Below are 18309 nucleotides of genomic sequence, written 5' to 3' on the forward strand. Positions count from 1 at the left end.
TCCTCGTCCTCGCCCCTGGTTCCGACCGTGTCCGGCCCTTGGGGCGGTGGGAGCACCCACCTGATCGGGTGACCCACTCCGGGGCCGAAGCGGACAACCTGACCGATGGTAGCCCCGTGTGATGAACGGCGTACTGTCCGACACATCAATCAACTTGCCCTGAAATGGCCGAATCTGACAGATCATCAGTCATTAACTGAGTTCCTCCGGGGTGGATGTGACGACATGTCAGTCGAATTGACGTATCGTCAGATGAATTTGGCGGAAGTGAGCCACGCCACACCGGATTGTGCTCCCTTCGGGTGACGGGGGCGGTTCCGGTGTGTCCGGACGGCTCCGGCGCTGTTCCCGGGCGCGTCCTGGCGCCCCTTCGCGTGCAGCCGGTCACCGGGTGCCGCCGGCCGCTCCGGGCCCCCAGGGCCTGTCACGGAGCCGAGGGGCCGGAGGCCTGTGGCCGCCCCTGTCCGGCAGGCCGCTTCGGGGCGGCCTCCTCCAGCGAGTGTACGGCGACGGGCCGGGTCGGGGTCGAGCTCACACCGGGGTGGGGCGTGGCGGCGCCCGGTCGGCGTGTCGCAGGGCCGTCCGGATCGTCGTCGAGCCGGCCGGTGTCGCGCGGTCGGCGGGCCGGGCCCGTTCCGCCGGGGGCGGCGAGGGCAACGGGGCAGGGGGTGGGCGGGTTCGGAAGGTGCTCCCTTCGGCCTCGTCGGCCGCCCCGGCGGGCGCCGGCGCCGCGGCGGTGGTCGCGTCGACCCCGGTGGCGTAGCCCGCCGGCAGCATGCGCAGCGTGCGGTGGAACCACTGCTCCGAATCCACCCCCGGCGCCGTCCTGACCGCGTGCGCAGAGTGATGTCTGCCATCCGGTGACCGGTGATATCGGGGCGAGGAGTGCGAGTGAGGAGGTCGGGCGCGGCGCGGACGGTGGCCTTGGGGTCGGTCAGCGGGATCCAGCGGGTCGGGTTCCGCCGCGAGGAACCGTACCGGTGTCCCACAGGCCGAGAAGGACGGACGGTACGGTCGCCGGGTCGGCGATGCGCAGGAGGAGGTGCCCGATCCCGGCGGACCCGATCATGAGCGACGGGCTGTCGGCGCCGCCCGGCGCGCCGGCGCGCAGCTCGTCGACGGAACGCCCGGCCAGCCCGAGCGCGGCTTACCGCGCTGCGGCGAGGAGGCCCGGCCGGCCGAGGCGGTGGCCGGCGGTCCACAGGACGTCGATCAGCCCCGCGAGGCCGTGGCAGAGGGCGGTGTCCGCGTCGACGAGCGCGATCCGCCGCTGCAGGGTGCTCAGGGTGGTGGTCAGCGCGGCCTCGGCGGAGTGGCGGTAGACGGCACTCCGATCGGGATCCAGTTCCTCGGCGCGCAAGCGGGTCAGGGCGATTCCGGGGGCGCCGTTGCACCACGCCACCATGAACGCGGGGCTGCCGGAGGTGTCGTAGGGGCGTTCCCGGTGGTCGGGCCAGTTCCCGGCCGTCGTGTCGAACTGACCGTCCTCGGCGACGAACCCGTCCCGGGCGGCTCGGAGGAGAGCGCGGTCCCCGGTGCTCCGCGCGAGGGCCAGGAGCGCCAGCGAGACACCGGCCGCTCCGTGGGAGAGGCCCGTCCACGGAGGTGTGTCCGGCGTCCGGTTCCGTCCTGCCGGTCCGCAGGCGGTGACGTGCGCGAGGAGCGCCGACCCGAGCGATTCCGCCCGGGCGAGGGCCGGGCCCGGCTGCCGCCAGGAGGGGTCCCCGGCGAGTTGCAGGAGACCGAGGACGGCGCCGGCCCGCCCGGTCATCAGGTCGTCCCCGGAGTTGCCGTTCGGGTCGTCGACGACGCGGTCGAGCAGCGGCTCGACGGGACCCGTGCCAGGGGCGTCCCCGATCAGCCGTCGGATCCGAACGGCGGCCAGGAGAACGCCCGGCAGGCCGGTGTACAGCCCGGGTGCGGCGGGAGCGGAACGTTCCGAAGCGGCGAGGGCCGCGGCCAGCGCGCCGTGTGCGGTGCGGGCGAACTCCTCCTCCTCGCCGGTGACGACGGCGAGTTCGGCCAGGAAGAGGGCGGTGCCGGCGGTTCCGGAGTAGAGGTCGGGGCCCGGCGTGCCCGAGCGCGGTGTGAAGGCGTTCGGTCCGACGCGACCGGTGAGGGTCCGCGCGATCCATGTGCAGCGGGTCCGGGTGGACTCCCAGCGGGCGTCCTCGCAGATCGACCGACCGATGCGGCGGGCGGTGGCGAGCAGGGCGTCCGGGTCGGCGGTCAGCGGTCGAGGCCTTGCCCCGCGAGGCGGTCCGCGCCGGTGGCCCCGGCCGGGCCACGCGTAGCCGGTGCACGAGTGCTCGGCCAGGTGGGGAGCCAGCGGGTCGAGTCCGCTGCGCCGGAACTCCCCCGCCACGGCCGCGGTGGCCCGCTCCGGGCGGCTGAGGCCCTGCGGGCCGTCCTCGTCGTACAGCCGCCAGAGTGCTTCCGCCACCAGCCGGCAGCGGTGCCGGCCGAAGCTGGTGCCCGGGCCGGGGTCCTCGGCGAGTCCCAGGCCGTGGTCGAGGCGGAGGGTGAGCATGGGCGGGTCGGCCCGCAGGTCCGGCAGCAGGCGCCGGTGGACGCTCCGCAGGACCGGGAGCGCCTCGGCGTAGCGGGTCCGGGGGAGGTAGAGCACGCCCGCGTCCGCCCGGGCGTACCGCGAGGGGTCGCGCAGGACCTTGAGCGTGAAGGGGATCGCCGAGGAGTCGAGGTCGGTCCGGAGGGCGTCGAGCAGGACGGGGGCGCCACGGTCCCGCAGGTGCCAGTAGAGGCGGACCAGTCCGGCGGTCCGGTCCCCGGCCGTTCCGGGGTCGGAGCCGGTCACCGTGTGGAAGCCGGTCAGGAGGTTGCGTCGAACGCGGGGAGCGAGGACCAGGCAGGCGTCACCGGCAGCCGGCAGCGCGGGTCCGCCGGGCGCTGCGGCGTCGGCCGGCCGCTCGCGCTCCGAGGACGGTACGGCTCGGACCCGCGCGGGCGCCGTCCAGTACACGACGCCGCTGCGCCGGACCCGCACCCGGCCGTCCGGGCTCCCGCCGACCAGCTGCCAACCCCGCTCCCACACCCAGTCGTCCGGGACGGCGGCGCTCAGGGCGGTGGCGAACCGCCCGGCGAGGCCGGCGTCGACGATCCCGGGCTCCAGTCTGCCGCTCGGCCGGATGTAGCAGCGCGCGTAGAGGGCGGCGGCCAGGTCCTCCACCCGGTCGCTCGCCGCGGTGTCGGCCGGTGCCCGCTGCCCGGCGGCGACCGGCGTGCCCCGGACGTGGGCCGGGCCCGCCTCCCGGATGCTGACCGCCAGCGTGAGCGCCGTCAGGTCCGGATGGAGCGCCACCGTCGTGCCGGTGGTCATGTGAGGGCCAGGAACTCGCTCGCCGACCGGTCCGGGTCGGCGAAGATGTTGGCCGCGATCTCGAGCATCGCGCAGCCGCCGACGGACACGGCCTCGCTGTGACCGGCCTCCTCGACCTGGGACTGGACCAGCCGGGCCGCGGTGAACGCCGCGGTCCGAGCGGCCAGGTCCCGTTGCGCCGTCACCGTCGACGGGCGGACCGAGAGGTACGCCTGCCACACGGCGCGGCAGGTGGCCTGCAGGACGAGGAGCGCCGCGGCGACACCGGGCCCGGTCGTGGGCGGGCCCGTGCCGGTCGGGTGGGACGGGTCTGCGGCGAGGACGGGATCGAGGGCGGCCCGGACCACCGACTCGACCAGTCCCGCCAGGTCCTGGGCCGGGTCGCCCAGGTGCCACAACTCCCAGTCCACCAGCCGGATGTCCCGGTCACGGGCCGCGCCCGTGCGGACCAGGACGTTGGCGGTCCGAACGTCACCGTGGACGACGGTCGAGGGCCGCCAGCGGCCGACCAGCTCGGTGAGCCCTGCCGTGAGTTCGGAGGAACTCTGGACCATCTCCACCACCATGAGCGTGCCGCGGCCGGCGGTGCACAGCAGCCACGGGTCCGGTCGGCCGTAGTCGGTCACCGGAGCCACCGCGGGTGGTGCCGCCGGTGCCTCGGTCCAGTCCGGGCCGGCGGCGTGGAGCTCGCCGAGCAGGCGGCCGACCTCCTGGTAGAGCGAGACGGGGAACTCCCCGGCACGGCGCTGCCGGACGAGGTCGCCCAGTCCGCGGTGCTCCGGGCGGAGTTCCAGGACCAGGAGGGGCTGTTGCCGGTCGGCGTGCACCAGCCGCACGAGCAGGGCGTCGAAGGGGCGGCCCCGCCCGGAGGCGGCGCGGTAGAAGTCGATCTCGGAGCGCAGCGTGGACCGGCTCAGGGGCGACTGCTCGTTGGGCACCTTGACGAAGTATCCGCTGCCGTCGGGCCGCGTGATCACCACATTGCGGTTGCGCCGGGCGCCGACCTCAAGGGCCAAGCCGGTGTCCACGACCTCGTCCGCGCTCAACACCCGTGCTGCCACCAGCTCGTCGACCATGCCGAGCGCGGTGGGGGCGACCTGGGAGGGCATCTGCGCCATGCGGCCGGTCCCGCTCAGCAACAGTCGGGGCACTGGGGCCAGACGTCCGAGCCCGAGCACGGCCAGGTGCCGGTGGTCGCCTCGGTGATCGCGACCTCGCTGGCACATGTCCAGAAGGGGTCGGACTCCGGCTCCATCTGGACCGCCCTGGAGACCAGTCGGGGGCCGAACCGGCTGCGCAGGCTCCCCCGGAGGAAGGCCGCCGGACCGGTCACCTGGTTGACCCGCACCAGACGCACCTGGGCGGAGTCCCTGATCCAGAGCCGCCGGGGGCTCGACGCGTTGTCCGGGTCGACCGACGCGGTGCGGACCACGTCGTCGGCGGCGAACTCGTAGTAGCTCGACAGGGACAGATCGGCGTAGAGCCGGATGAGGTCGTCCGTCGGCCCGGTGCCGACGTAGCCCACCAGCACGGTCAAGCTGTCGCCCGAGGGTTCGGTGCCCGGGGTCGGGGTGAACGAGTGCGGGGAGAGGTCCCGCTCCTCCTGGCGGCCGGCATTCATCGGAGTGCCCCTTCCACCGGCACACCGCCGCACGCCGACCGCACGACGTCACTGGCGCGAGCCGGAGACGGCGTCGGCCCGCGTGCATGCCGGTCCTCTCCCAGAATAGGCCTCGCCGGCCGCCGACGCCGCGCCAACTCCGGTGCGGGAACGTCGGATCGGAGGTGGCCGGCGGGCGAACACAGGGAGTGCGGTCACCTGGTGTCATCGCTGCTGATCAGGTCGGCTTCGCGTCGATGAAGGCCACGCTCCGTGGTCGCGCCCGGCGCGGAAGGCGTCTTCGGGTCATCGAGGAGATAACGAAATGACAACCGGTCTAGTCCGAAGTTAACCGCCTCGTCACACTTCGCGTGCCTGCCATACATCTTCCGGACCAAGTCTCTTCCCCGTGAGAATCATCATTGTTGGAGCAGGCGTCCTGGGCACCATGCATGCCTGGCACGCAGTCGGACGCGGCCACGAGGTCGTCCACATCGAGCGCGAGGCGGAGGCCCGCGGCGCCTCGGTACGCAACTTCGGCCTGGTGTGGGTCGGCGGCCGGGCGAGCGGGGAGGAGCTGGCGACCGCACTGCGGGCCCGCGAACTGTGGGAGGAGATCGGCGCCCGGGTCCCCGGGCTCGGCTTCCGCGGCAACGGGTCACTGACCGTCGTCCGCACCGACGCCGAACTGGCCGTTGCCGAACAGGCCTTGAAGCTGCCCGACGCCGGGCGCCGGGGGCTGCGGCTGCTGGACGCCGAGGAGACCCGCGCCGCCGACCCCGCCCTGCGCGGTCGGCTGCTCGGCGCCCTGTGGTGCGGCCGTGACGGCGCGGTCGAGCCCAGGGTCGCGCAGCCCGCCCTGCGGGCCGAGCTGGAACGATCCGGCCGCTACACCTTCCTGCCCGGCCGGGAGGTGCGCGAGGTGGTCGGTCCCGCGGCCGTCCGCGACGACCGCGGCGAGACCCACACCGGCGACGCGGTGGTCCTCTGCACCGGCGCGTGGCTCGGCGGCCTGGTCCGCGAGCTGGCCCCCGAACTGCCGGTGCGCCGGGTGCGCCTGCAGATGATGCAGACCGACCCCCTCGGCGAGCGGCTGACCACCTCCGTCGCCGACGGTGACAGCTTCCGCTACTACCCCGCCTACGCCGGCAGCGCCCTGGACACCCTCGCCACCGTCCAGCCCCAGGAGCCCACCGCCACCGAGCACAGGATGCAGCTGCTGATGGTGCAGCGCGCCGACGGCGGCCTGACCATCGGCGACACCCACGAGTACGCGCAGCCCTTCGGCTTCGACGTCGTGGAGGAGCCCTACGAGCACCTCGCCACCGTCGCCGAGGAACTGCTCGGCCGCCCGCTGCCCCGCGTCCGCCACCGCTGGGCGGGCGTCTACGCCCAGTGCACCGACACCACCCGGGTCGTCCACCGCCAGCAGGTCGGCGACGGGACCTGGCTGGTCACCGGCCCCGGCGGACGCGGCATGACCTGCTCCCCGGCCATCGCCGAGACCACGGCCGACGTCCTCGGCCTCTGAACCACCACAGGAGCTCAACCGTGACCAACATACAACTCGCCGTCCTCGACATGGCCGGCACCACCGTCGCCGACGGCGGCCTGGTGGAGCAGGCCTTCGGACAGGCCGCCACCAGCCAGGGGGTGGCACCGGGCAGTGCCGAGTACGAGCGGATGCTCGCCCACGTCCGCGCCACCATGGGCGAGAGCAAGATCACCGTGTTCCGCCACCTCTTCGGCGACGAGGACCGCGCCCGGGCCGCCAACCGGGCCTTCGAGGCCGCGTACCACGACCTGGTCGACCAAGGCCGCTGCACCGCGCTGCCCGGCGCCGCCGAGGCCGTCCACAGGCTCCGCGACGCCGGGGTCAAGGTCGCCCTGACCACGGGCTTCTCCCGGGACACCCAGGACCGCATCCTCGCCGCACTCGGCTGGCAGGACCTCGCCGACCTCACCCTCTGCCCCGCCGACGCCGGCCGCGGCCGCCCCTACCCCGACATGGTGCTCACCGCCCTGCTGCGCACCGGCACCGACGCGGTCCAGCAGGTCGCGGTCGTCGGCGACACCGGGTACGACATGCTCACCGGCCGGCACGCCGGGGCCGGCGTCGTCGTCGGCGTCCTCAGCGGTGCCCACCGCGAGCACCGGCTGCGCGCCGGCGGCGCCACCCACCTGCTGCACTCGGTGGCCGACTTGCCCGCCCTGCTGCTGGAGGAGGAGCGATGACCGCCACCGGCGCCCGTCCGTCCCCCACCGCGGCGCCCCCGGCCGTGCCCGCCGCCGAGGGCCTCCCCGGCACCGCCGGGAACGCCCGGTCCGGCCTGCGCTTCCAGGACGTCACCGTCGCCTACCACGGCACCACCGTCCTCGACGGCTTCACCCTGGAGGTGGCCCCGGGCGAGGTGGTGGCACTGCTCGGCCCCAGCGGATCCGGTAAGACCACCGCCCTGCGCACCGCCGCGGGCTTCACCGCACCGGTGCGCGGCCGGGTGCACATCGGCGGCCGCGACGTCACCGACCTGCCGCCGTACCGCCGCGGCATCGGCATGGTGGTGCAGCAGTACGCCCTCTTCCCCCACCTGCGGGTCGAGCAGAACGTGGCCTTCGGCCTCAAGGCCCACAAGACGCCCCGGGCCGAGATCGCCGGCCGGGTGGCCCGCGCCCTGGAGATGACCGGGATGGGCGGCTACGCCCGCCGCTACCCGCGCGAACTCTCCGGCGGCCAGCAGCAGCGGGTCGCCATCGCCCGGGCGCTCGCCATCCGCCCCGACGTCCTGCTGCTCGACGAGCCGCTCTCCGCGCTCGACGCCCAGCTGCGCTCCGGGATGCTCGCCGAACTGGCCCGGCTGCACCGGGAGCTGCCCCACGTCTCCATCCTCTACGTGACCCACGACCAACTGGAGGCACTCACCCTGGCCGACCGGATCGCGGTGATGAAGGATGCCCGACTGGTGGACTGCGGCACCCCGCGACGCCTCTACCGGCGGCCCACCGACACCTTCACCGCCGCCTTCGTGGGCCAGGCCAATCTGCTGCCGGTGACCGCCGAACGGCCCGACGGCAGCGTCTCGCTGGCCGGCACCCCGTTGCGCGGCACCCCGTCCGCGGGCCTGGCGACCGGGCACGACGCCGTGCTCTGCATCCGCCCGCACCTGGTACGGCCGGGCGCCGGGAGCGACCTCAACGCGCTCGCCGGCACCGTCACCGACCTGCAGTGGCGCGGCGCCGGTCACCGGCTGCTGGTCGACCTGGACGCCGGCCCCCGCCTCACCGCCGACCTCGGTGAACTGCGCGTCCCGCCCGCCCCCGGCGAGCGGGTGACGCTCTGCTTCGATCCCGAGGACGCCGTGGTGCTCCCCGCCGGCGGAGAGGACCGCGCTGATGGCTAGCGCCCTGCACGAGGCCCCCGCGCCGCCCGTCCTCCGGCCGGGCCGCCGCCCGCGGGCCGTCCCCGGTTGGCTGTGGGCCCTGCCGCCGCTGGCCGGACTCGGCCTGGTCTTCCTCTACCCCCTGGTCCTGGTCGGCTGGCAGTCCGTCTCGCCCGACAGCGGCGGGCACTCGCTGGCGGCCTGGTCGGACGTGCTGGGCTCGACCGCCTTCCACCGGGCGCTGCGGACCACCGTGTGGGTGGCGGCCGGTTCCACCGTCGGCTGCCTGCTGCTGGGCTTCTACCTGGCGTGGGTGATCGCCTTCGTACCGTTCCCCGGCGCTCGGCTGGTGGGGCGGTTCATCGACCTCTTCGTCGCCCTGCCGTCCTTCCTGATCACGCTGTCGCTCGCCTTCATCTACGGCACCGCGGGCATCGCCAACGGTGCCTGGAGCGGCCTGACCGGCCGTCACCAGACCCTCTTCGCCTTTCTCACCACCCCCTGGGGCGTGTTGCTGGCCGAGATCACCTACTTCACCCCGTTCGTCATGCGGCCGCTGCTCGCCGCCTTCTCCCAGGTCGACACCGCGCAGATCGAGGCGGCCGCCTCGCTGGGCGCCCGGCCCGGGCGGATCGTCCGCCGGGTGATCCTGCCGGAGACGCTGCCCGCGCTGGCGGCCGGCGGCAGCCTGGTGCTGGTGATGTCCCTCAACCAGTTCGGCATCGTGCTCTTCACCGGCGCCAAGGACGTCACCACCCTCACCCTGCTGGTCTACAGCCGGGCGGTCCTGGAGTCCGACTACCCGGCCGCCTGCGTGATCGCGGTCGTCAACATCGCCCTCTCGGTCGCGCTCTACTCGCTCTACCGGCTCTGCCTGCCCCGGGCCGGGAAGGAAGGAGGCCCCCGTGCTGGTGCATAGCCGAGCCGCCCGGCTCGTCCACTGGACCCTCTTCCTGCTGCTGGTGGTGCCGCTCTTCGCGCTGCCGCTGCTGATGGTGGTCGGTGCCTCGTTCGCCGACCGGTGGGACGGCGCCCTGCCCTCCGCCTTCACCGCCGCGCACTACCTCGACGTCGGTCGCGGCCAGTCGCTGGACGCCCTGACCACCAGCCTCACCACCGCGGCGGTCGCCGGCCTGGCCGCGCTGATCGTCGGTGGCTGGGCCGCGCTCGCCGCCCGCGGCACCGGCCGGCGCCTCCAACGGCTGCTGGACGGGCTGTTCGTGCTGCCGCTGGCGGTGCCCCCGGTGGTCGTCGGCCTGGCCCTGCTGGTCGCCTTCTCCCGACCGCCCCTGCTGCTCAACGGCACCACCACCATCGTCGTCCTCGCGCACACCGTGCTGGTCACCTCCTTCGCGTACCAGTCGGTGCGGGCCGCCGTCGGCCGGCTCGACCCGGCCCTGGAGCAGAGCGCCGCCGGGCTCGGGGCCCCGCCCTCCCAGGTGCTCCGGCGCGTCACCCTGCCACTGCTGCTGCCTTCGCTCACCGCCGCCTTCGGCCTCTGCTTCGCCCTGTCCATGGGGGAGCTGAGCGCCACCATGATGCTCTACCCGCCGGACTGGCTGCCGCTGCCGGTCCGCATCTTCGCCGCCACCGACCGCGGCGCGCTGTTCACCGGTGCGGCGCTGGCCGTGGCGCTGATCGCCAGCACCCTCGTGGTCCTCGCCGCCACCGCCCGGCTGCGCACCCGGGCCTCCTACCGCTGAGGACCGGCCCCCTCCGGATCCCCGCTCCCGTTCGGCGTCCGGTCGCCGAACGTCCCCAGAAAGGACCTCGCCATGCAGGCACGCCTCAGAACGCTCACCGCCGTCGCCGCCGTCCTCACCCTCGGCGGTTCGCTCGCCGCCTGCTCCGGGCCTTCCGGGCAGTCCGGCGACGCCAAGGAGGTCACCGTCTACAGTGCCGACGGCCTCAAGTCCGAGGACGGCAAAGGCTTCTACGACACGGCCTTCAAGGAGTTCACCGCCGCGACCGGTATCAAGGTGAACTACGTGGAGGGCGGCTCGGGCGAGATGGTCCAGCGGCTGCTCCGGGAGAAGTCGAACACCAAGGCGGACCTGGTCGTCACCCTGCCGCCGTTCATCCAGTCCGCGGCGAGCCAGGGCCTGCTGGAGAGCTACCGCCCGGCCGGCTCGGAGAACGTCGCCGAGGGGGACAGGGACCCGTCCGGCGCCTGGACCTCCGTGGTGAAGAACTACCTGTGCTTCGTCTACAACAGCAAGGAGGTCGACACACCGCCCAAGACCTGGGACGACCTGCTCGACGGCAAGTACCGGAACAAGCTGCAGTACTCCACCCCGGGCGTGGCCGGCGACGGCACCGCCGTGCTGATCAAGGCCATGCACGACTTCGGCGGCATCCAGGGCGCCACCGACTTCCTGGGGAGGCTGCAGAAGAACAACGTCGGTCCGTCCTCCTCCACCGGCCAGCTCGCCCCCAAGGTCAACAAGGGGGAACTGCTGGTCGCCAACGGCGATGTGCAGATGAACTTCGCCAACCGGTCGTCCATGCCCAACCAGGCCATCTGGTTCCCCGCCGCCAAGGACGGCAGGCCCAGCACCTTCTCCCTGCCCTACGCCGCGGGCGTGGTGAAGAAGTCGCCGCACCCGGAGAACGCCAGGAAGCTGCTGGACCACCTGCTCACCCGGGAGGTCCAGCAGAAGGTCACCTCGCTCGCCGGCGGCTTCCCGGCCCGCACCGACGTCACGCCCGCCGGTGACAACGCCGCCGAGCTGAACCGGCTGCTGGACGGCGTGGAACTCTTCACCCCGGACTGGAACGACATCGACGCCAACCTCAAGTCCTACGTCGGTGCCTGGAAGCAGGCGACCGGCAGCTGACCCCGGCACGGCCGACCGGGTCGTGCCGGGCGCCCGGACGGACCTCGGGGACGCCCCGGGCGAGCAGCCGCACGCCCTGCTCCGCGGCGGCGGTCGGGCGCCCGGGTGACCCGGTCGGCCGATCGGCCCGCTCACGGACGGGTGACGCGCAGCCGGCGGAGGCCCGCGCTGCTGCTAGAAGTCTGGCAGCAGGAACGTCACGCAACGGATCGGGACCACAGTGAAGGCCCTCGCCGAGGCCAGTCTCCGGCTGGACGCCGGGCCGGTCGACTACGCCCTGCTCGCCGTCTACTTCGCCCTGGTGCTGGGGATCGGTTCCCTCGCCCGCAGGTCGGTCTCCTCCAGCCTGGACTTCTTCCTGGCCGGGCGGTCGCTTCCGGCCTGGGTGACCGGGCTGGCGTTCGTCTCCGCCAACCTCGGAGCGGTCGAGATCTTCGGGATGACCGCCAACGGCGCGCAGTTCGGCATCCCGACCGTGCACTACTACTGGATCGGCGCGATCCCGGCCATGGTGTTCCTCGGCCTGGTCATGATGCCGTTCTACTACGGGTCCAAGGTCCGGAGCGTCCCGGAGTTCCTGCGGCTGCGGTTCGGCCGGTTCGCCCACCTGGTGAACGCGCTCAGCTTCGCGCTGGCCCAGGTGCTGATCGCCGGGGTCAACCTCTACGCGCTCAGTACGGTGGTCAACGCGCTGCTCGGCTGGCCGCTGTGGTCCTCCGTCCTGGTCGCGGCGCTGATCGTGCTGGCCTACACGACGCTGGGCGGGCTGTCCGCCGCGGTGTACAACGAGGTGATGCAGTTCTTCCTGATCGTCGCCATGCTGGTGCCGATCACCCTGGTCGGGCTGCACAAGGTGGGCGGCTGGAACGGACTGGGCGACCGGGTGCGGGCGCTGAACGCCGATGCGGCGGAGCAGCTGAACGCCTGGCCGGCGAGCAACCTCACCGGCATCTCCAACGCCACCCTCTCCGTGCTGGGCATCGTGTTCGGCCTCGGCTTCGTCCTCTCCTTCGGCTACTGGACGACGAACTTCGCGGAGGTGCAGCGCGCCCTCGCCGCGCGGAACATGTCGGCGGCCCGGCGCACGCCGCTGATCGGCGCCTACCCGAAGGCGCTGATCGCGCTGGTCATCGTGATCCCCGGGATGCTGGCCGCCGTCCTCTCGCCGGAGCTGGCGGCGTACAAGGCCGCCGGCGGCACCTCGACCGAAGGCGTGACCTACAACAACGCCATCGAACTGCTCATCCGGGACCTGCTGCCCAACGGCATGCTGGGCGTCGCCATCACCGGACTGCTGGCGGCCTTCATGGCGGGCATGGCGGCCAACGTCAGCTCGTTCAACACGGTCTTCACCTACGACCTCTGGCAGGCGTACGTGGTCAGGGGCCGGCCCGACGCGTACTACCTGCGGGTGGGCCGGACGGTCACCGTGCTCGGTTGTGCGATCGCGGTCGGCACCGCGTTCATCGCCAGCGGCTACAACAACATCATGGACTACCTGCAGACGCTGTTCTCCTTCTTCAACGCCCCGCTGTTCGCCACCTTCATCCTGGGGATGTTCTGGAAGCGGACGACGCCGTTGGCGGGCGGGATCGGGCTGATCGTCGGGACCGCCGCCGCCGTGACGGTGGACCAGCTCGTCCGCCACCACGTCCTGCACCTGGCGGGCCAGGGGCCCAGCTTCGTCGCCGCGAGTGCCGCCTTCGTCCTGGACATCGTGGTCAGTGTCGCGGTCTCGCTGGTCACCAGCCCCAAGGCGGACAGCGAACTGGTCGGCCTGGTCTGGTCGTTGACGCCCAGGGACCGGCTCAAGGACGACGACACCGCCGAGGACGCGGGCTGGTACCGCAGTCCCGCGCTCCTCGGGGCCGGGGCCCTGCTGCTCGCCGCCGTACTCAATGTGATCTTCTGGTGAGAGGGGCGGGCCCGTGACGGACCTGAAGGCCGGGGGCGAGCCGGCGGCCGCGAAAGCGGGGTTCTTCGACCTCCGCTGGATCCTCGCCCTGCTGTTCGGCGTCTACGGCACCGTGCTGACGGTGCTGGGGGCGACCGTCACCTCGCAGGCCGACCTCGACCGGGCGGACGGCGTGAACGTCAACCTCTGGGTGGGCCTCGGCATGCTGCTCGGGGCGGCCGCCTTCGCCGGCTGGGCGAGGCTGCGGCCGATCCGGCTGCCCCCGGCGCCGGCGGGCCCGACGGCGCCGCACCGGCCCTGAGGGGCGGGCGGGCCGCCGGGGTGTGCGGTCCGCCGGAGGACTTCGTCCGGTGACCGCCGTCGCCGTGGGGCGGCCGATCCACGCGGGACCTCCTGGCCGGGGGCCGGCCGGTACGGCCCGGAAGCGGAGGGCTTCGCGGGTCGGCCGGATCCACCGGCCCGCGACCGACCGCCCTCCCGGTGGAGCAACTAGAATGCGTCACCGTCGCGAGTGATCCATCTGCGCACGCACGAAGTGTGCGCACGGGTGAGGGGAGAGGTGTGCCGTGCCCGAAGCGGAATCCGGGGCGTCCACGCTCGCAGCGAAGCTGGACCGGCTGTTCGACGTGGTCCGCCGTCCCGACCGTGAGCAGTACAGCCACGAGGAGGTCGCCCGGGCCTGTCGCGAGGCGACCGGCGAGAGCTTCTCGGCCACCTATCTCTGGCAGCTCCGGACCGGCCGCCGGGACAACCCGACGAAGCGCCACCTCGAGGCGCTGGCCCGGTTCTTCCAGGTGCCGCCCGTGTACTTCTTCGACGACCGGCAGAGTGCCGGGATCGCCGAGGAGCTGGCACTGCTCGGAGCGCTGCGCAATGCGGGGGTGCGGGACGTGGCCCTGCGTGCGGTGACCCTCTCGCCCGAAGGACTCGGCACGATCAGCGACATGATCGAGGCCATCGCCCGCCGCGAGGCCGGCGGCAGGTAGCGGCCTTCCCGGCGAAGCGGATTCCCTCGGCGTTGCCGCGTCCGTAGTATCACCTCCCGGTCGAACGCCAGGGGGCGAATCGTGGGGTATCCGGGTGGGGTTGAGCAGGGGCTCTGGCAGCGATGTCGGGGGGTCGCGGAGTCGATACCGCTGCCGGAGCCGTTCGGCATACCGGCGCTGACCGAGGCGCTCGCCCTGCGGCGCGGCCGCCCCATCGAACTGATGCCGCTCTCCGGCCCGGACCACTCGCCGTGCGGCGTGCTGATCAGTACCGACCGGGCGGACTACATCGGCTATCCGGCCGACACCACGGCGCTGCACCAGCAGCACATCGTGCTGCACGAGATCGGGCACCTCCTCTGCGGGCACACCGGGGGTTCCGGGTACACCGGGTACACCGGGGGCTCCGGGCACGACGGGCTGCCCGAGCTGGCCGGGGGCTCCGGGTTGAGCACCACCGTGTCGCACGTCCTGACGACTCAGCTGTCGGAGGAGCTGGTGCGCCGGGTGCTGGGCCGGTCCGGCTACACGGAGCGGCAGGAGCAGGAGGCCGAACTCGTCGCCTCGCTCGCCCTGCACCGCGCCCTGCACCGCCCGATGTCCCTGGCGGTCGGCCAACTCGCCGACCAGGTCGGGCGGTTACGGTACGTGTTCGGGAGGCCGTTGCGCCGCAGAGCGGCGCGCCGTGGGTGACCAGGTGGCCAGCGTCGCCGGCTACTTCGCCGGTGCGGTCGCGCTGCTGGGCACCCTCTGGAAGGTCCTGATGGACCGCGGGCGCCGGTGCGACCCGGCGCTCCACTACGGCTACGCCTGCGGGGCGCTGATCGGGGCGGGCATGGCGGTGAGCGCCCCGGCCACGGCTCCGGCGCTGGCCGCCGTGGTGCCCGATCCGAGCCACCTCACCCTGGTGGCCGACCAGTTGAAGGTCGCCGCGTCCGGAGCACTGGCCATGATGGCCTACTCCACCTGGCCGGCCGCCACGGCACGACGCGCCGTGCGGTGGCAGACCGTGCTCACGGCCGCCACCGTCGTGTCGAGCATCGCCGCCTTCGTCGCCGCCGCGCCCGTCCGGGAGGGCTCCGCGATCGGTGTCAGCGGCGCGGGCAGACCGATCCTGGCGGCGTACGTCGCGCTCTTCGCCGTCCACACCGCCTGGTGCCTGGCGGTCTTCGGGTTCCTGATCGGACGCTGTGCGCGGTGCCTGCCGCCCGGGGTCCTCCGGCTGGGCCTGCGCCTGATGGCGCTCAGTGCGCTGGCGGGCCTGCTGTGGACGGCGGACAACCTGCACGACCTGGCGAACATCCTCGCGGCGGGCCGGGAGAACGGTGCGGAGAGCAGGGTGTCCGCGGTGGCGGGCGCCGTCTGCGTCACGCTGGGCTTCGCCGGGGCGACCGCGTCCGCCTGGGCCGACTGGGCCGGGCGCGTGCGGGCCTGGCACGACCACCGTCGGCTCGGTCCGCTCTGGTCGGCGATGCGGGCGGCGCTGCCGGAGATCGAACTCGTCACCTCGGAGCGGTTGTTCGGGGGCGGGCGGGGGCGGGGGCGAGCCGACGTCCGGTTCGCGCTCTACCGGCGGATCATCGAGATCCGGGACGGCCAGCTCACCCTCCGCCCCCATCTGCATCCGGCGGTACCGCTCTGGGTGGGGGAGTTCAGCGGCCCCGCCGGGGCGGAGGAGCTCGCGGCGGTGGTGGAGGCGGCGGCCATCGCCGCCGCACTGGAGGCGGCCCGGGCCGGGTACCGCTTCCCCGTCGGCCCCGGCGGGGGATGCGTACCGCACCCGGTGGCGGCGGACGTCCACGAGGAGGCGGCATGGCTGGTCAAGGTGGCCGCCGCGTACACGGGTTCGCCCGCCGTGGCCCACGTCCGCGGCCGGGTGCGCCGCGAGCTGGGCCGCGCCGCGGCACGGCGCTGACCCCGTGGGACCGCCCCGCCGCCCCGGCGTCTGCGGCGGGGCGGCGGGGCGGTGTCCGGGGTGCGGCGGTGGCTGCGGTGGTGGGGCGATCAGGCGTGGGCGAGGTCCGGCATCAGCTCGTACACTTGCTCGGCGGAGTCCGGATCGGCCTTCAGGCAGGCGAGCAGGTCCTTCTTGGCGGTGTCCGCCCGGTCGAGCCCGATCAGGCAACGGGCCCGCTGCAACCGGGCGTCCACGTCCTCGGTCGCGCCGAGCACCTCGTCGAGCAGCCGGAGGGCCTCGCCGAAGTGCCCGGCGTCGTGCTGGACCACGGCCAGGTTGAACCGCATGCCGGGGTCGTCCGAGAGCTCGACCGCGCGGGCCAGATCGGCGCCCGCGCCGTCCAGGTCGCCCTCCTGGTAGCGGAGTTCACCGCGCAGGGCCCACGCCTGGGCATACTCGGGGTCGACCGCGAGGGCGGCCTCCCAGGTCTCGGACGCCGCGGCCGCGTCGCCCTCGGCCGCCAGCAACTGACCCTTCAGGCAGAGGAGTTGCGGGCTGTCCGGGGTGGCCGCGAGGCCGGCCCGGATCTCGCTCCGGGCGAGTTGGTGCTCGCCCGACTCCAGGAGCAGGGCCGCCCGGTTGAGCCGGGCGTCGGCGAACGCCGGGTCGAGCTGGAGGACGTAGCCGAAGTCCGCCACCGCCGCCTCGGTGTCGCCGAGCTCGGCCTGGACGTCGGCGCGGTTGAAGTACGCCTCGGGGAAGGGCGGCGAGAGCCGGATGGCCCGGTCGTAGTCGGCCAGCGCCTGCTCCGGACGGCCCAGGTCGCGCCAGAGCATGCCCCGGTCGAAGTAGTACTCGGCGTAGTTGGGGTCGCACTCGATCACCGCAGTGTAGTCGGCCACCGCCTCGGCGTGGCGGCCGAGGCCCGCGTACACCTGCGCACGGTTGTAGCGCAGCACGGAGCGGTGCAGAGCGTGCTCGTGGTCCTCCAGCGTCTCGTCGAGCCGGGCGATGCAGGCGTCCAGCAGGGACAACGCCTCGTCCAGGCGGCCCTGGTGGACCTCGATCAGCGCGAGCCCGTTGCGGTTGAACACCACGCGCGCCTCCCGCTCCTTCGGCTCGGGGTGCCACTTGGCGAAGGCGATCGCCTGGTTGACCCAGCTCCGGGCCACCTGGTGGTCGCGCCGGTCGGCGTCGAAGTGCCGGGTGTGGAGCATGGCCGTGGCGTACGCGGCCTGCATGTGGACCTCGGGCGAGCTGCTGAGCGCCCGGGCCTCGTCGTACAGCGGGAGCGCCGAGTCGGCGAGGCCCAGAGCCGCGTAGGAGGTGGTCATCTTGGTGGTGAAGGCCCACCAGTGGGTCGGGTTGCTCTCGTGGGTGACCAACCGCCGGCCGCGCTCGCCGAGGTCGAGGACGGCGTGGTAGTAGCCGAGGTCCATGCAGTGGTCGAGCGCGTGGCGCAGGGTGTCGGCCCCGGCGCCGGACGGGTCGCTGCCGTGTTCCGCGTGCCAGGCGATGGCGCCCAGCCGCAGGGAGGACTCGCCGGCGGTCTCCAGCTCCGCCCGCCGCAGGTCGTGCAGCCGGGCCCGTTCGGTGGGCGGCAGGCCCAGGTAGGCGGCGAGCGCGTCCGGGTCGTCGCCGACGCCGTCGCCGTCGATGTAGCCGCGGCCGAGCGCGGCGTCGGCCGCGGTCCGGGAGGCGCCCTCGTCCAGCCGGCCACCCCGGTCCGCCGGTTCGAGCACCGCGCACCGGGTGGCGAGGGCGGTCGGCAGGTCCTCGCTGCCGATGCCGGCCGGGCGCTGCGGCGGCTCGCTGCCGGTGGTGACGACCACGGTGAGCAGCGCGGGATCGATGCGGCGCAGCAGGACGGCGAGGAACTCGGCGTCGGTGGGGTCGGCCCGGTGGGCGTCGTCGACGATCAGTGCGCGCGGACCGGCCCCGAGCGCGCCCAGGTACGCCTCCAGGAACTCGACCAGGCCGTGGGCGATCCGCAGGGTGCGCAGCGCGGAGTAGAAGCGGGTGCGCTCCTTGGGCACCGCCAGGGAGGTCAGCGTCTCGCGGGTGGCGGGCACCAGGTCGCGCAGTTCCGGCGTGGTGGAGAGGATTTCGATGTCGTGCCCGGTGACGGCGTCGGGGCAGCGCGCGAGCGCGTCCGGGACGATCGCCCGCAGGATCGAGCCGACGGCGGTGTAGGGCCCGCGCAACCGGCGGTCGGCGTTCACCGCGGCGAGCACGGGCGGCAGGTCGAGCCGCTCGCGGGCGTCGACGCGGGCGGGCCGCCCGGCGGCGCGGACCCAGTGGTGGCGGTGCTCGGCCATGACACAGCTGCCTTTCGTGCGGTGGCGCGGGGCGGAGGGGAG

The 18309-nt window shown here is 73.7% G+C and carries 16 protein-coding genes; 11 read left to right on the top strand and 5 right to left on the bottom strand.

From position 1 onward, the window contains the following. Window positions 1-531: 531 nt before the first annotated feature. The 4 genes from ACWDRR_RS09360 to ACWDRR_RS09375 form a co-directional block, all read right to left on the bottom strand. Window positions 532-813, bottom strand: a complete 282-nt coding sequence (locus ACWDRR_RS09360) for a hypothetical protein (RefSeq protein ID WP_449771569.1) — start codon at window positions 811-813, stop codon at window positions 532-534. Window positions 814-1147: 334 nt separating this feature from the next. Then, window positions 1148-3337 carry a lanthionine synthetase LanC family protein gene (locus ACWDRR_RS09365; protein WP_449771570.1) on the bottom strand — a complete coding sequence of 730 codons (2190 nt, stop codon included), beginning with the start codon at window positions 3335-3337 and terminating at the stop codon, window positions 1148-1150. Continuing rightward, the gene (locus tag ACWDRR_RS09370; RefSeq protein WP_449771571.1) at window positions 3334-4455 is read right to left on the bottom strand and encodes a phosphotransferase; all 1122 of its coding nucleotides are present in this window, start codon (window positions 4453-4455) and stop codon (window positions 3334-3336) included. The genes ACWDRR_RS09365 and ACWDRR_RS09370 overlap by 4 nt, the downstream gene beginning before the upstream one ends. A 14-nt stretch (window positions 4456-4469) precedes the next feature. Further along, complete coding sequence (locus tag ACWDRR_RS09375; RefSeq protein ID WP_449771572.1) at window positions 4470-4958, bottom strand: hypothetical protein; 489 nt, start codon at window positions 4956-4958, stop codon at window positions 4470-4472. A gap of 388 nt (window positions 4959-5346) precedes the next feature. Here ACWDRR_RS09375 and ACWDRR_RS09380 point away from each other — a divergent pair, with 388 nt between their 5' ends. The 11 genes from ACWDRR_RS09380 (at window position 5347) to ACWDRR_RS09430 (ending at window position 15967) form a co-directional block, all read left to right on the top strand. Then, window positions 5347-6468, top strand: coding sequence for a TIGR03364 family FAD-dependent oxidoreductase (locus ACWDRR_RS09380; protein WP_449771573.1), 1122 nt, complete (start codon window positions 5347-5349; stop codon window positions 6466-6468). 50 nt (window positions 6469-6518) lie between these two features. After that, window positions 6519-7172: a phosphonatase-like hydrolase gene (locus ACWDRR_RS09385; RefSeq protein WP_449771683.1), complete on the top strand. Its 654-nt coding sequence runs from the start codon at window positions 6519-6521 to the stop codon at window positions 7170-7172. Continuing rightward, window positions 7169-8335 (top strand): ABC transporter ATP-binding protein, encoded by a 1167-nt coding sequence (locus tag ACWDRR_RS09390; RefSeq protein WP_449771574.1) that lies wholly within the window; start codon window positions 7169-7171, stop codon window positions 8333-8335. Before ACWDRR_RS09385 ends, ACWDRR_RS09390 begins: the two co-directional genes overlap by 4 nt. Continuing rightward, complete coding sequence (locus ACWDRR_RS09395) at window positions 8328-9233, top strand: 2-aminoethylphosphonate ABC transporter permease subunit (RefSeq protein ID WP_449771575.1); 906 nt, start codon at window positions 8328-8330, stop codon at window positions 9231-9233. The genes ACWDRR_RS09390 and ACWDRR_RS09395 overlap by 8 nt, the downstream gene beginning before the upstream one ends. Next, window positions 9220-10017 (top strand): ABC transporter permease, encoded by a 798-nt coding sequence (locus ACWDRR_RS09400; RefSeq protein ID WP_449771576.1) that lies wholly within the window; start codon window positions 9220-9222, stop codon window positions 10015-10017. Before ACWDRR_RS09395 ends, ACWDRR_RS09400 begins: the two co-directional genes overlap by 14 nt. A 72-nt stretch (window positions 10018-10089) precedes the next feature. Continuing rightward, window positions 10090-11151 carry a 2-aminoethylphosphonate ABC transporter substrate-binding protein gene (locus ACWDRR_RS09405; RefSeq protein WP_449771577.1) on the top strand — a complete coding sequence of 354 codons (1062 nt, stop codon included), beginning with the start codon at window positions 10090-10092 and terminating at the stop codon, window positions 11149-11151. Between the two features lie 220 nt (window positions 11152-11371). Continuing rightward, on the top strand, window positions 11372-13066 hold the full coding sequence (locus ACWDRR_RS09410; protein WP_449771578.1) for a sodium:solute symporter family protein: 1695 nt from the start codon (window positions 11372-11374) through the stop codon (window positions 13064-13066). A gap of 13 nt (window positions 13067-13079) precedes the next feature. Next, window positions 13080-13367 (top strand): hypothetical protein, encoded by a 288-nt coding sequence (locus tag ACWDRR_RS09415; RefSeq protein ID WP_449771579.1) that lies wholly within the window; start codon window positions 13080-13082, stop codon window positions 13365-13367. A 265-nt stretch (window positions 13368-13632) separates the two neighbouring features. Next, window positions 13633-14052, top strand: a complete 420-nt coding sequence (locus tag ACWDRR_RS09420; RefSeq protein WP_449771580.1) for an XRE family transcriptional regulator — start codon at window positions 13633-13635, stop codon at window positions 14050-14052. Window positions 14053-14133: 81 nt separating this feature from the next. After that, on the top strand, window positions 14134-14745 hold the full coding sequence (locus ACWDRR_RS09425; protein WP_449771581.1) for a ParH-like protein: 612 nt from the start codon (window positions 14134-14136) through the stop codon (window positions 14743-14745). 4 nt (window positions 14746-14749) lie between these two features. Beyond that, complete coding sequence (locus ACWDRR_RS09430; protein WP_449771582.1) at window positions 14750-15967, top strand: MAB_1171c family putative transporter; 1218 nt, start codon at window positions 14750-14752, stop codon at window positions 15965-15967. A gap of 89 nt (window positions 15968-16056) precedes the next feature. Here the strand turns inward: ACWDRR_RS09430 and ACWDRR_RS09435 are convergent, their stop codons facing one another. Then, entirely contained in the window at window positions 16057-18267 is a 2211-nt protein-coding gene (locus tag ACWDRR_RS09435; protein WP_449771583.1) for a tetratricopeptide repeat protein, read from the bottom strand. Between the last annotated feature and the right edge of the window lie 42 nt (window positions 18268-18309).

The sequence above is a fragment of the Kitasatospora sp. NPDC003701 genome (genome assembly GCF_053587085.1).

Bases quoted from the DNA above. Each gene is read 5' to 3' on its own strand.
- ACWDRR_RS09390 (WP_449771574.1), top strand. From the start codon at position 7,169: ATGACCGCCACCGGCGCCCGTCCGTCCCCCACCGCGGCGCCCCCGGCC.
- ACWDRR_RS09375 (WP_449771572.1), bottom strand. From the start codon at position 4,958: ATGAATGCCGGCCGCCAGGAGGAGCGGGACCTCTCCCCGCACTCGTTC.
- ACWDRR_RS09385 (WP_449771683.1), top strand. From the start codon at position 6,519: ATGGCCGGCACCACCGTCGCCGACGGCGGCCTGGTGGAGCAGGCCTTC.
- ACWDRR_RS09395 (WP_449771575.1), top strand. From the start codon at position 8,328: ATGGCTAGCGCCCTGCACGAGGCCCCCGCGCCGCCCGTCCTCCGGCCG.
- ACWDRR_RS09435 (WP_449771583.1), bottom strand. From the start codon at position 18,267: ATGGCCGAGCACCGCCACCACTGGGTCCGCGCCGCCGGGCGGCCCGCC.
- ACWDRR_RS09405 (WP_449771577.1), top strand. From the start codon at position 10,090: ATGCAGGCACGCCTCAGAACGCTCACCGCCGTCGCCGCCGTCCTCACC.
- ACWDRR_RS09365 (WP_449771570.1), bottom strand. From the start codon at position 3,337: ATGACCACCGGCACGACGGTGGCGCTCCATCCGGACCTGACGGCGCTC.
- ACWDRR_RS09370 (WP_449771571.1), bottom strand. From the start codon at position 4,455: ATGGCGCAGATGCCCTCCCAGGTCGCCCCCACCGCGCTCGGCATGGTC.